At 53.4% G+C, this 13,223-nt stretch carries 13 protein-coding genes; 6 read left to right on the top strand and 7 right to left on the bottom strand.

All coding sequences use genetic code 11. From position 1 onward, the window contains the following. Positions 1-805: 805 nt before the first annotated feature. The 3 genes from L6439_RS12205 to L6439_RS12195 form a co-directional block, all read right to left on the bottom strand. Positions 806-2,035, bottom strand: coding sequence for an aminopeptidase (locus L6439_RS12205; RefSeq protein ID WP_213471189.1), 1,230 nt, complete (start codon positions 2,033-2,035; stop codon positions 806-808). Between the two features lie 218 nt (positions 2,036-2,253). After that, positions 2,254-2,715: a DinB family protein gene (locus L6439_RS12200; protein ID WP_213471190.1), complete on the bottom strand. Its 462-nt coding sequence runs from the start codon at positions 2,713-2,715 to the stop codon at positions 2,254-2,256. A gap of 16 nt (positions 2,716-2,731) precedes the next feature. Further along, a complete protein-coding gene (locus L6439_RS12195) occupies positions 2,732-3,277 on the bottom strand; it encodes a histidine phosphatase family protein (RefSeq protein ID WP_213471191.1) in 546 nt (181 codons plus the stop codon). Positions 3,278-3,970: 693 nt separating this feature from the next. Between L6439_RS12195 and L6439_RS12190 the strand changes: the two genes are divergently transcribed. Beyond that, positions 3,971-4,600: a hypothetical protein gene (locus tag L6439_RS12190; protein WP_213471192.1), complete on the top strand. Its 630-nt coding sequence runs from the start codon at positions 3,971-3,973 to the stop codon at positions 4,598-4,600. Between the two features lie 19 nt (positions 4,601-4,619). Here L6439_RS12190 and L6439_RS12185 read toward each other — a convergent pair whose 3' ends face one another. Both L6439_RS12185 and L6439_RS12180 read right to left on the bottom strand, forming a co-directional pair. After that, on the bottom strand, positions 4,620-5,195 hold the full coding sequence (locus L6439_RS12185; RefSeq protein ID WP_213471193.1) for a TetR/AcrR family transcriptional regulator: 576 nt from the start codon (positions 5,193-5,195) through the stop codon (positions 4,620-4,622). Beyond that, the gene (locus L6439_RS12180) at positions 5,192-5,590 is read right to left on the bottom strand and encodes a YvaD family protein (protein ID WP_168178220.1); all 399 of its coding nucleotides are present in this window, start codon (positions 5,588-5,590) and stop codon (positions 5,192-5,194) included. The genes L6439_RS12185 and L6439_RS12180 overlap by 4 nt, the downstream gene beginning before the upstream one ends. A gap of 264 nt (positions 5,591-5,854) precedes the next feature. Here L6439_RS12180 and L6439_RS12175 point away from each other — a divergent pair, with 264 nt between their 5' ends. Genes L6439_RS12175 through L6439_RS12155 form a run of 5 tightly spaced genes read left to right on the top strand, consistent with a single transcriptional unit; the run spans position 5,855 to position 9,998 of the window. After that, entirely contained in the window at positions 5,855-6,436 is a 582-nt protein-coding gene (locus L6439_RS12175; protein WP_172879139.1) for a TetR/AcrR family transcriptional regulator, read from the top strand. A 41-nt stretch (positions 6,437-6,477) separates the two neighbouring features. Beyond that, positions 6,478-7,293, top strand: coding sequence for a transporter substrate-binding domain-containing protein (locus L6439_RS12170; RefSeq protein ID WP_213471194.1), 816 nt, complete (start codon positions 6,478-6,480; stop codon positions 7,291-7,293). A gap of 27 nt (positions 7,294-7,320) precedes the next feature. Then, positions 7,321-7,965: an amino acid ABC transporter permease gene (locus L6439_RS12165; RefSeq protein WP_213471195.1), complete on the top strand. Its 645-nt coding sequence runs from the start codon at positions 7,321-7,323 to the stop codon at positions 7,963-7,965. Positions 7,966-7,986: 21 nt separating this feature from the next. Further along, positions 7,987-8,742 carry an amino acid ABC transporter ATP-binding protein gene (locus L6439_RS12160; RefSeq protein WP_213471231.1) on the top strand — a complete coding sequence of 252 codons (756 nt, stop codon included), beginning with the start codon at positions 7,987-7,989 and terminating at the stop codon, positions 8,740-8,742. A 32-nt stretch (positions 8,743-8,774) separates the two neighbouring features. Then, complete coding sequence (locus L6439_RS12155; protein ID WP_213471196.1) at positions 8,775-9,998, top strand: M24 family metallopeptidase; 1,224 nt, start codon at positions 8,775-8,777, stop codon at positions 9,996-9,998. Positions 9,999-10,084: 86 nt separating this feature from the next. Here the strand turns inward: L6439_RS12155 and L6439_RS12150 are convergent, their stop codons facing one another. Beyond that, positions 10,085-11,119, bottom strand: coding sequence for an alpha/beta fold hydrolase (locus L6439_RS12150; protein ID WP_213471197.1), 1,035 nt, complete (start codon positions 11,117-11,119; stop codon positions 10,085-10,087). A 152-nt stretch (positions 11,120-11,271) separates the two neighbouring features. After that, positions 11,272-12,666: a TraB/GumN family protein gene (locus L6439_RS12145; protein ID WP_237096837.1), complete on the bottom strand. Its 1,395-nt coding sequence runs from the start codon at positions 12,664-12,666 to the stop codon at positions 11,272-11,274. Positions 12,667-13,223: the final 557 nt, after the last annotated feature.

Below are 13,223 nucleotides of genomic sequence, written 5' to 3'. Positions count from 1 at the left end.
AGGGAACTCCACTTGCCGTTACAATATATAGTGTATGTATTGAGTTCTCCATACTATATATAGTCCGTTATTGAATAATAACCAATTTTAAGATAAATGGCAAGCCCATTTTGTCCTCGCCGGCAGGAACGAAATATGTCGGCCTGTGACAAAAAACATATCTATCGTACCACAACTGTGGCCATTATTGGTGTTCAATTTTTTTGGAATTATGCGGGATATGCTTTTATCGCGAAGGGGCTGCCTGGCAGCCGTGCAAGAGTGGGACAAGTCACCCGTTCTCCGAAAAAGTGCAATTTTCGCCGCAGAAAATAGAGCCCCTCTGGCGTATTTTCAATTTGTTTAACGAGATTAATTGATTCATAGATTTCACGCTCCATGGCGGCCGCAAAGTTGGAATTTTCCTCAGCGGAAGGATAGTTAATGGCATTAATTATATACAAAAAAACGAGCCTTTGGACGGCTCGCTCAAAGTCAGGCGCGTGCATGCTGAAAGTCAGGCGTGTTCATCTTAGAATGGCGTTTTATATCACCTCCGTGCGATTCACGTTTAGTTGACCATGTTTTCGCATACTTATATTAGGATATAAGTAAATTCTCTCTGCACAATGATGGGCTTATATTGCCGAACAATCGCTCGCATCATTCATTATACTTATCCAGGAACTAACATAGATAAAAATTTCCCGGGCAACAGTGCGAATCCGCGCCTTTCCGACAAAGGAACAGACCGGATCCCGCAGTAGACAGAATCCGGCCTATGGCTTCTCGCTTATCGGTCGGCAGCATGCTCCCTTGGCCGCCGTCACGCCCAAGTCCCGCTGCGAAAGATGGGTTCTCTCGTTCCATCCGCCCTAATGCCATCGATGTCCATATCGGCAGAGCCGATCATAAAATCAACATGCGTGACGCTTGCATTTAACCCGGCCGCCGCCAGTTCCTCCGCGGACATCGTTTTTCCGCCTTCAATGCAGATGGGATATGGACTTCCGATCGCCAAATGATTCGAAGCATTCTCATCGAACAAGGTATGATAGAACAGCACCTTCGACTGGGAAATCGGTGAATCAGTTGGAACAAGGGCCACTTCCCCGAGATAATGGGCTCCTTCGTCCGTGGCAATGAGATTGTTCAAAATCTCTTCTCCTTCTACCGCCTTCACATCCACAATCCGGCCCTTGTCAAAGGTGAGGGTAAACCGATCAATGATTGTCCCGCCATAGCTAAGGGGCATGGTGCTTGACACATATCCGTTCACTCCGGTTTTGAGCGGGGCCGTGTAAATCTCCTCCGTCGGCATATTTGAGATAAAGGCGATGCCCTGCTCGTTCGTGCTCTGAAGCCCTATCCAGATGTGATGTTCCGGCAGTTCAACCGTCAAGTGCGTGCCCGGCGATGTAAAAACGAGCGCTTTGTACCGCTTCTCATTCAACTCATTCACTCTGCCCTGTACGGTGGCGACATGCCGCTTCCATGCATCGACCGGATTAACCGTATCGACGCGCGCCGCATGGAAAATTGCCTCCCACAGGCGGCCGACTTGCTCTTCCTCCGGCACGTCCGGGAACACCTTCGCCGCCCAGGCCGGCGAAGGAGCGGCAATCATCGTCCAGCTCACCTTGTCCGACTGGATGTACCGGCTATACGGATACATTGCGGTCGCCTTGGCCTTGTTGAAGCTGGCGATGCGTGCCGGATGAATCCCCTGCAGCCAATCCGGACTGGAGGAGACGATGGACATGAACGCCGCGCCCTTGGCCGCAAACTCTTCCCGCTCCTTCGCATACCAAGCGGAGAACGTCTGCAACGTCTCGTCCGGCGCCATCTCAAAACGCAGCCGATCTACCGCATCGTCGCTCCATTGAACCACGACATCGCTCGCCCCGGCCTCGTATGCCTTTTTTACAATCAAGCGAACCAATTCGGCAGCGTCCAGCGCCGTTTTGATGACAAGGATCTGACCCTGTTGAATATTTACGCCTACCTTCACCGCCAGCTCCGCATACTTCTCAAGCTTCTTTTCGAACTCCCTCATCATGGCTTCCTCCAGGATTGATATGACGTGCCTTCAACCGCCTGCCTATCGATGAAGCTTCGGATTATGTTGCCGTTTCTTTGCGCCTCGCCTCTCTGCTTTTCGATCGCCCGAATGAATTCGCCCTGCACGGTCTCGGCTTGCCCTTGTTTCGGCACAACGTCTGCCACAAATAATTCGCTTCGTTAAAATACTGCATGCCGCTCTCCTTCTAGGTGTTAGTCGTTGCCTGATTTTCTTCTGTATTCTTCGATTTGCGCCATATGATGCCGATCATGCCAGATAAAATCCTCCAAATAGGTCCTGACCGTAAATTTTCCTTCCGCATATTCACGCGAGAACGTATCGTCATCGAACCGCGCTATCGTCTCCAGCAACAGATTGCGGCAACGCGTTGTCAAGGCGATCAAGTCTTCCTTGGCTAGCGTTTTTCCATAGTCGACGGCCTCTCGATTAAACGCATCAAAATCAAGATCGCTCACCGTCACTGGCTTGCCATTAGCGATAGGATAGATGGCCTCCTCATAGAAGTATTTGTCCCACATCATTATATGGCTGACAATATCATGGATCGTCCATTTGCCTTCATCAATGGGCGTGTGCCATTCCTGATTTGCAAGTTGAAGCACAAAACGGTTCCATGCTCCGAATTGATCGAGCAGCTTAGATTTTTCGTTCATGAGATAGTCCCCCAATTTATCGTTTTTTTACATATGTATACAGTTTTCCGTTTTTGGGCTTATATGGTCGTTTCCCCTTATAGCCCCGGCGAAGCAGCTCTTGAATCAGGCATTTCATGAAGGCCCCATGGCTGACAACTAATACATTGGATTGCCGATAGTTCTCTTCGATGTGGTCAATGAACTGTCTCGCTCGCATTACGCTTTCTCGTCTGCTCTCTTCCTGGGAAGGATGGGAGAGATACCAAGCCAGTCTGGCCATCATTTGCCATGCATAATAGTGAAGTCTGAGTTGGGATGAGCCGGGCCAGCTCATTCCTATCTCTCGGAGCTGCGCGGTTAGGATAACGGGACCTCCATAAATGAGTTGGGCCGTCTTCGCCGCTCTGTATAAATCGCTGCTGAGGCAAACATCCCATTTCAAATCACAATCAAGGAAGGCGCCCGCATGAACATCGGAATGATTATAGCGCTCTACCCATTGATTGAATTGTTCTGGTGTCATCCATCGGTTATCGGGTTGACTGGCAACTTTAAAATGCCGAACGAATCCAATATTCATAGTTCTCCTCCGTTCCCAGCATAAAGACATCTACCCTCGTTGCGGGAACCGCCTTGTGGAGCATTTCTCCATTATTCCTTCCAGTATACCTCCCGTACATATTTTTGGAAATAAAATATTGCAGCATGGGCTCCGCGCCGTTCCGCATCCATTCATATTCATGCGGCTTCCATGCCGTCCACCCGGGCAAACCGTCTTTTTCATTCCTGCCGATATTATTGCTAACCTATATCGATACCTTCAAGCTGCCCTGCAAGCGTGGAAGCAGGCGCTTGGCGCAAGCTGTCCGCTTATCTGCTTGGCGCCGGCACAGGCTTGACGAGCGCCGCGTTGACGCTGCAGCTCTGTTCTTTCTGGCACAGCAGGCTATCCCTGGACAACATGGGGATAGCCTGCTTGCTTCTGCCCTCACTCATGTACCCGGATGGCCGCCCAGGCTTGAATCAGATAGGTGCCAAACTAAGCGGCGGCGTGCTCGAAGCCCGTCTCGCGGAGCAGTTCCGGAATCTGCTCCGAGGGGACCGGATCATGCGCGTCGCCGCAATGGCGCGGCATCCTCCTCTTCCCAACTCCTCATTTTTCATTCATAATGAGAATCATTTTCAATTATCAAAAAAACAGGTTGAGCACGATCCCTTAAAGCAGGGATTTGTGGTGCCAACCCGTCCTATTGGAGGCGTGAGGAGGCCGAATATGAATACGACCATGGAAGCGATCAGAGCGGAACTGTTGAAGCTCTCCAAGAGCCAAGGCTGTTCACTAACATACAGACGAACGCTGATGAAGCTGCTGCGGCAGGCGGTCCCCTTCGATGCCTCATGCTGCACGACCGTCGATCCCGGGACGCTGCTGTCCACGGGAGCCGTGATGGATGAGGAAGTGGAGCGCATTCATGATCGCTTGTTCGAATACGATTATATTCGGTCAGATTATATTCCTTATCATGAATTGGTGCTGTCGGGCGATTCGACCGCGACCTTAAGCCGGGCGACGGAAGGCAGGCCGGCGCGAAGCGCGCGTTACCGCAATGTGCTCTCCCCCGCCGGCTTCCGCGACGAATTGAGGGCGGCATTGATGTACAAAGGGGCATGCTGGGGATTTTTGACCTTGTTCCGCCGCTGCGGACGCCCGTTCTTCACGGAAGAAGAGCGGCTCTTCATCGCTTCGCTCGTCCCGGCCTCTGGCAATTATTCTCCCGCTTCGGGGTTGGATGACGCACCGGTTCCCGCCCGAAGAAGCCCTGTGCTGCATCGCAGCGTCAGCCTTGGCCAGGAGAGCAACGAAAGCAGTTGTCACAGGAGAAACCTAAACCTCCTGCAATAGCTGCTTGGGTCGCTCTACCCTATCGTTGTCCATTCCTGGGCTCTGACAGAACGATGCCGTACAGGAGCAGCTCAACTGTTCGTGTCAGGGCTGTGTCCAGCGGCAAATGACGCTCGTCCGCGCCCCCGGGATCCATCAATTGATAGACCGCCCCCACATAGATCCGGATGAACAGCTCCATATCCAGCGGACGAATCATCTGTGCTTGAATCCCCGTGTCGACAAGCTCGCGAATATTGTCCCATCCCTCATTAATATAAGCATCGACCAGCCCCCACTGCTCCGGATAGGACCGCTTCAGCTCATCCAGCGTGCGGATATCGGTGAGAACGAAGGCGCTTGGAAGTACGATGAGCGCTTGCTTCAGCTTTTGGATCAGAGTCAGAGAAGGATCATTCAAGATCCGCCGCTCGGTATCCTTCATTTCTTGAATCGAGTGCTGAATAATCCAGGTGACGAGGTGTTCCTTCGAATCAAAATATTGATATAGCGTCTTCGTGCTGATGCCCAGGCGGCTCGTCACATCGCGGATGGCAAATTTCAACCCCCGGGACTTCATCTCCTGCACAGCCGCTGCCGCAATTCTTTCTTTCATACTGCGCGAGCCCCCTTTTTCATCACCTTGGAAAAAAAGATTAGCGGATAGATCATCAGGAACAGATTCGGGATCCACCATGCCGGATCGAAATCGAGCCGAATGGCCCAGAACGCGATCGCTTGCAGGCCGGAACAAAAGGTAAGCACCAACGAAATCAAGCAAAGCGTTGACCAGGCCGCTTTCTGTCTGGTCCAGCAATAAATGCTGATCAGGCCTGTAGCGGAAATAAGCAAATCCAACGGAATAAAGGACAGGTTCCAGGCGACGAGCAGCTCATTGCTGTAATCCTGATACAGATATTGCTTCGGAATCCACCCCAAAAAGGTGACTGCCCAATAGAAAAGAAACCCGATATCCGTGATCAGCATCAAGGCCTTTAACGATTTTCCCATGCGGCTCTCTCCTTCAACTCATCTTCGGAAAACATATAAACCGTTTTGTTTTCTATGTTTTCCATCATATCCTCTCTCCCGTCAACAATCAAGGTTTCCGAAAAATTGTGAGGCACTTTCAAAAATATAGCTTGACACCAACTCAATTTTAAAATATAGTAATCCCATCGGAATTATCATTAACTGACTCGTCAGTTGAGCGGAAAGGGGCGATGGAAGCTGGCTGCCGGACCGATTCAAGATCAGGACCGCCGTCATCAATTGATGGGCGCCGCCCTGGAGTTGTTTGCCTGCAAGGGCTATCACAGCACGAAAATTTCCGATGTGGTCAAAGCCGCAGGAGTGTCGCAGGGAACGTTCTATTGGTATTTTCAAAGCAAGGAACAGCTCGTCCTGGAATTAATCGAAGACGGAAAAGAGAAACTGATTCATGTCATCGAACAAGGGTACCGCAAGCATGCAGGCACGGCAGATGATATGGTCCGTTCTTCCGCCCGGCTGCTCACGGAGTTGTTCGCCTTCGCCGACCGGAACCGGGAGCTGATGGCTTTCCTGCTGATCAAAGGCCAAGGCGCAGATCCTCCGGTGCGGGAAGCGGTCTCGCAAACGTGGATAACGTTCGAGGAGGCGTTCAAAAACAACATGCTGCGGGCGGTAGAGCTGGGCATGCTTCCCCGTACGCATGATCTGCCGCTGCGGGCAAGCATTCTCGTCTGCTTGATTACGGGAGTCCTGTCCAAATGGCTGTTCGGGCCGATGCACGAGGTCGATTTCAGATCCGCCTATTCCCCAGCGGAAATCGCCGAAGAAACCGCCAAATTCGAATTCCGGGGGCTGCTCGGATAACCCATTTTTGTTATAGGAAGACCTATAAGGAGGCTATCATCATGTCTGTCAAACTACAAAAATTCGCAAAAGCCGCGCTGCTGCTCACGGTACTCTCTGTCGCTCTCGCCGCATGCGGAAGCAAGCCGGCCCAGGACGCGAACGCGCTCGATCAGATCAAGAAGTCCGGCAAAATCAAAGTCGGGCTTATGGGCACCTATGCCCCATACAATTTCCTGAACGACAAGCACGAGGTCGACGGCTTCGATGCGGATGTCGCCAAAGAAGTGGCGAAGCGTCTCGGCGTCGAAGCGGAATTTATTACGGGTGAATTTTCCGGACTGATTGAAGGACTGCAGAAGGATAAATACGATGCGCTGGTCAGCCAAGTGACGATTACCGAGGAGCGCCAAAAGATGATGGATTTCTCCACGCCTTACGTGAAGAACGCCGTCAACGTCATCGTCAAGAGCGACAACGAGACGATTCAGAAGATCGAAGATTTCAAAGACAAAAAGATCGGCGTCGGGCTCGGGACGAATGACGAGAAATATTTGCGCGACGTCGCGATGCCGAAGGTCGGCACGTTCGAGATCTCCACATATAACGATGTCATCACCTCGCTGAAAGACCTGGACGTCGGCCGCATCGACGCGACGATCAATAACGTGTTCGCCATCAAGCCGCTTATCGAGAAAAACCAGTTCAAGGTGAAAGCGGTCGGCGAGCCGATTAAAGAGGATTTTGCCGGAATCGCGATCCGCAAAAACAATCCAGAGCTGCTCGATGCGATCAATCAAGCGCTCGCCGAGATGAAAGCCGACGGCACGTTCACGGAAATCTTCCATAAGTGGTTCGATGTCGATCCGAACTTCTAATGAGCAAGAGCCAGGAGGATACAGATAATGGAGCTGGTCTTTAGTAATTTCCAATTTCTATTAACAGGCGCGTACTATACCTTGCTGATCACGATCGTCTCCATGTTTTTCGGGCTCATTATCGGGATCATCGTCGCCATTGCCCGCTTGAAAGGAAACCGGCTCATCCGTGCTCTTGCCACAGGATATGTGTCCCTTATTCGGGGCACGCCGATCCTGGTGCAGATTTTCATTATCTATTACGGCTTGCCCGATTTCGGAATCACGCTGGGGCCGCTGACCGCGGCCTTCATCTCCCTGAGTATCAACATCGGCGCGTACTTGTCCGAGACGCTCCGCGGCGCGATTCTATCCGTGCCCGGCGGGCAGACGGAAGCCGCTCAATCCCTGGGCTTGTCGCCTTGGCAGACGATGCGGCGCGTCGTGCTGCCGCAAGCGGCGCGGGTGGCGATCCCGCCCCTCGGCAACACGTTCATCGGGATGCTGAAGGAGACGTCGCTCGTCTCCATCGTCACCGTGACCGAGCTGCTGCGCTCCGCCCAACTGCTTATCGCGCAGTATTATGTCGCCATGCCTTTTTATGTGGCGATCGCGCTCATGTATTGGGTAATGAGCGTATTTTTCTCCTATATTCTGAACCGCATCGAGACGCGGTTGTCCAAAGCCTATTAAGGACGTGTGATGCACATGTATATGATTGAAGTAAACAATCTCGGCAAACGGTTCGGCGAGTTGACCGTATTCGAAAACATCAACCTGCATATTGATTCCGGGGAAATCGTAGTCCTCGTCGGGCCGAGCGGTTCCGGCAAGAGCACGCTGCTGCGCTGCTTGAACGGGCTGGAGGTGCCGGATGCGGGATCGATCCGGGTGGGCGACGCGGCCTGGAACGCTTCCATGAGCGAAGCCGCCAAGAAGGAAGCGGTGCGGCAGATCCGCACGCTAACCGGGATGGTGTTCCAATCGTTCAATTTGTTCCCCCATATGACCGTCCTGGAGAACGTCACGATGGCCCCTATGATCGTGAAAAAAATGAACCAAGCGGAGGCGGTCGAAATTGGCGAGTCGCTGCTAGCCAAGGTCGGCTTGTCAGACAAAAAGAATGAACATCCTTCCCGGCTGTCCGGCGGCCAGCAGCAGCGGGTAGCCATTGCCCGCGCGCTTGCCATGCAGCCGCAGATCATGCTGTTCGATGAGCCGACCTCGGCGCTCGATCCCGAATTGACGGGTGAGGTGCTGGCGGTTATGAAGCAGCTTGCCACGGAAGGGATGACGATGATTGTCGTCACCCACGAGATGAGATTTGCGCGCGAAGCGGCGAATCGGGTTATTTTTATGAGCGACGGAAGCATCCAGGAGGAAAGCTCGCCTGAGCAATTTTTCACCCAGCCGCAGACGGAGCGGGCCCGCAAGTTTTTGCGGCAGCTTGGCAGTGAGCCGGAAGCATGAGCGGCGTGAGCGGCTTTGAAGGAGTTGACAATATGGTTGCTGGCAGCAAAACTGAGCATCTGAAAGATGTAGCCGAACGGGCGCGATGGATAATGGAACGGGAAAATGTGGAAGCGATCGTGGCTTCAAGCTGCGAGAATTTCTACTATTTGTCCGGTCATCCGAGCACATTCATGTATACGTTGCGCATGAACGAAGTCGCGCTCGCGGTGATGTTCCGCGATCCGTCCCGCCGCACGGTGATCATCATGAATGAGTTCGAGGCCGCGGGCGTGCCGGACGATCTGCCCCAATGCGAGCTGCGGACCTACCCGACCTGGGTGGACGTCGACGATCCGCTCGGGCTGCGCGGCGATCGGTACGAAGGGCGGCGGCCCGTCAACCATCAAGTCGAGGAAATGTTCGGACTGCTCCGGGAGGTGCTGGCGGACTGCGGAATTCACAGCGGCAAGGTGGCTGTCGAGCTGAGCGCGATGCGATATCCTGCCGTAAACGCGCTGCGCCAAGCTGTGCCAGCCCTGGAGCTGACGGAAGCCGGAGCGCTGCTGACCGAGCTGCGTGCGCGCAAGACGCCTTGGGAAATCGAGCAGCTTCGCCGGAGCTGCGCTTACGCCGAGATCGGCATCGCGGAGACGATTAAGGAAATCCGGACCGGCAGCTCGGCGGCCGACATTGCGCAGGCGTTCCGGCTTGCTCTGCTGAGCCATGCGGATGGAGCGCCTTCCCGCTTCCATATGATTTCCGCCGGGCCGGAGTTCGCACCGGCGCATCTATTCGGCACCCGTCCGGCAGAGCCCGGCGACGTGATCAAATTCGACGTCGGCGTCGATGTGAACGGATATGGTTCGGACATAGCCCGCACCTTCGCGCTCGGCTCGCCTTCGGACACGGCGGCTCGCATCTACGGCGCGCTGCGGGCCGGTCATGACCGGCTGCTGGAGCTGATCGGGCCGGGACTGCCGATGAGCCGCGCATTTGACGAGGCGATGCGGGTGATTCGACGCTCCGGCCTGCCGAATTACAACCGGGGCCATCTGGGCCACAGCGCCGGACTGAGCCTCGCGGCCGAGGAGGCCCCGTTCCTGAGCCCGGCGGAGGAAGCCGTCTTCGCTCCGGGCATGGTCATCTGCCTGGAGACGCCGTACTACGGCTACGGCATGGGCTCCATCATGATCGAGGATATGGTTCTGGTTACGGAGAAGGGCTGCGAGCGGCTGAACAAGCTGTCCCGTGATCTGATCTCGCTGCAGCTGTAGCTTCCCCGCCGCGCTGCCCATAGGAATGCGGAACAAGCCGGAAAGGCGGCATGCTGCCGTCCTTCCGGCTTGCTCGCTAATCAGCCTCAGCCTTGGGCCTGCACGGATGCCAGCAGTTCGCGGATCACGCGCACGACCAGCTCCGGTTCGTCATCGCTAATATTATGACCGCTGTTCGAAGCGACAATCAGTTTGCTGTCCGTGGAAAGGTTCAGCATTTTCCGCTGGCAAGCTTGCCAAATGTCATCGAGCTTCCGGCTGCCTTCCTTAGAAAAACCGATGGAAGTCAGATCCGGCTGCACGCCCCGGGCGATGATTCGGACAGGGAGGTTGCCCAGCTTCTGCCCTCGCAAGGCCTGTTCCGTCTGACCGATTAGTCTGAATTCTTCCTCCACCGCATCGAAATAGTCAGCCGTCCCGATGACATTAATGAACTCCGATCTCTTCTCTGGCGGAGCTACCCCCTCCAAGAAAGAATCTTGGAACAGCCTCATGATGCCGGAATGCTTCAGTAAGCTTAGCATGAACGCAGAGGGCATTGCTTGGCGGGGTTCTTGGGCGTAGATAGGCTCTGCTTCCCGGCCATAATCCTCATGACGGGCATCGAGCAGCACCAAGCCAACCGTCTCATCGCGATACGTCTGGGCGAATAAGCGGGCATACATGCCGCCCAAGGAGTGGCCGACCAGAATATACGGCCCGTGAATTCCCTCCTTGTCCAAGGCTTCATGCAATTCTTGCACAATATTGGCGCCGGTGCGTTCCGTAGCCGCTTTTCCGCTCCAGGCATAGCCTGCCCGGTCGTAAGCCACGACGGTGGCGAACGGCGCCAACTGTGCGGGAATATCTCCCCATAATGTGCTGATTCCCCCGGAGCCCGATTCCAGCAGAATGACAGGACCGCCTTGACCCGTTCGTTGAATATGGAGCTGGTACGCCCCCGAAGCCACATCGACGAGCTTGCCCGGCATTGGAAAGTCTTGTTCCGCCAGCTTGGATGCGATCGCTTCATACAGAAATCCCGAACCAATCAGAATCATTATGGACACAAGCACATACAGCACAACTTTCTTCCAAGCCGCTTTCTTTTCCTTCGTCTCGCTCACGATCTTGCTTGGCATCCGGCAGTCGTCCCTTTCCGTTTTTAATACATCGTACTAAAAAAATTATATCATGATGTTAATAACCGGTAAAGCTTACAACTAAGCAGGATATAAGAAAAGGCTAACCCTGCATCATGGACATGCGGATTAGCCTCACCTTATAATTTGTTCTATTTCACGAACTCCACTTGATAGCCGTTCGCTTTTAATTGATCGATAATCATATCTTTGATCACGAAGTGACCGGCCCCGACGACGACAAAGTGCGTGGACGCCCCTTCCTTATCCAGCAGCTCCATCAGCTTCTTGGCCATATTTTTATCCCGTTCCCCGAACAAGCGCTGCGCCGAATCGCTCTTCACCATTTCGTCCGAATCCGTGAAGGACTCCGTGAATTTTTCCAGGTCGGCCTTGACCCACAGCATCTGCCACTGCTTCAACAGCTTGCTGGGATCCTCCGCCTTGTCCTCCGGCGCCAGGAGCTGATCCAACACCTCGTTCAATTCCTTCTCCTGCACCGCAGGCGGCACATTATTGAAGAGATCCGCCTGGAACTTGAGTCCTTCCAGCTCATGGATCGGCTTGCCTGTCAATAAGGCCGAGTTGGTGAAGTACATATCGACACCGAGGGATGCCCCTTGTGCCATATCCGCAGATTCACCTGCCATATTGGCCATCGAGAGATTGTTCGTGATGGCCCAAGGCTTGAACGGATCGAAGGTATCTTGCGCCATGTTCAGCTGCTCCAGCACCTTTTGCAGCTTCTCATAGGTTTGCTGCGACACATGATCCTTCAATTGGGTGCCGTCGTTGTACGTCATCAGTTGGGTAAAATACTGCATCGAGGTTCCCGCGTCGATCAGATTCACTTCCACCCACAGCGTGTCCGACTGTTCAAACGCGTCTCTAATCGATTTTTGTATCGGATACATGTCCGGAATGCCCAGGTGAATCGACCCTAGAAGATAGAGCGTATTTTGGCCCTTCGTGGCTTTCCAGAGAAGCCCCTTCGCCCCGCCTCCAACCGCATCATAACTGAATTGGACAAGGCGGCTTGCGATGACAGACGCTTGCTCCACGGTGCTTGGCTTATCCAGGTCCAGCCCCTTGCCTGTTCCATAGACAATGCCGTTCTTCTGCAAAAACGCCACCGGATCGGACATATCGAGCTCCAGCGACTCCGGCCACTCGTACTGGGCCAGCACGCCGTACACCGCATCAATCACCGTTTTTCTCGTAATTTCCTTTGCTCCAGACGGAAGCGCGACTTTCCCTGTTTTCTTTAATTCGAGCGCATCCAATTTGGCTGAAGTCGCTTCGATAAGAGCTTGCAGCTTCTCCTGCGTAATCGGCTGTTGGAACGTGCCGTCAACATACCACGCAAGCGGGAATATGCCGTACTTCTCGCCTTCGTTCAGCGTTTTAACCGACCACGCGCTGATTTGCGGCACGGCCGCAGGACCTTCATTCGCCTTTGCCGGAATGACGAATCCGAGCATGGCGATCAAGACGGCCAATCCGCTGGCCACACTGCGCTTCACCGTGTTCCATCTGCTGATTTTCACCGTTATCCCCTCCTCATAGTCTATATGTATTAAAAAAGAAACCCCAACGATTATATCTTATTCCTCTAGGAAAAGAAAGGGAAACGGGAAGCGCGTTCGTGGCGATGCCGGCCTCTAGATCCGAAAAACAAAAGAAGAGTCAAGTCGCCCCAGATTGCAGACAAACTCCCGCGTAAGGTCGTCCACCGAATACATGCTTCTCCTTTAAATCCTCAAAAACTCGCTCAACTGTTTCTTTCCGCTGCGCATAAATAAGCGGCCGATGGCTTTTTTATCTGCTTCACCAAAGAGGCAAACGCTTCGTTAATCCCGCCGCTCTACTCATCCAACGCTACTAAAGCTGAAGTAGCTACCGCCGCTCCTGTCATCTAACGCCACTAAAGCTGCAGTAGCTCCCCCCAATCTAGTCACCTGCCTCCACCAATACTGCAAAAATACAGCATTTTCATTGACACGAGGTTGCGAAAATAAGATTGCTGCAAAAATACAGCAATTATCACACGGCAAGGCATAAATAGCGTTCAAAATGGCGAAATAATGTAATTTTGCAGGATTTT

The organism is Paenibacillus dendritiformis, from assembly GCF_021654795.1.
Classification (GTDB): domain Bacteria; phylum Bacillota; class Bacilli; order Paenibacillales; family Paenibacillaceae; genus Paenibacillus_B.
Note: the sequence above shows the minus strand (reverse complement) of the source record. Positions and strands in the feature narration are given on the sequence as shown.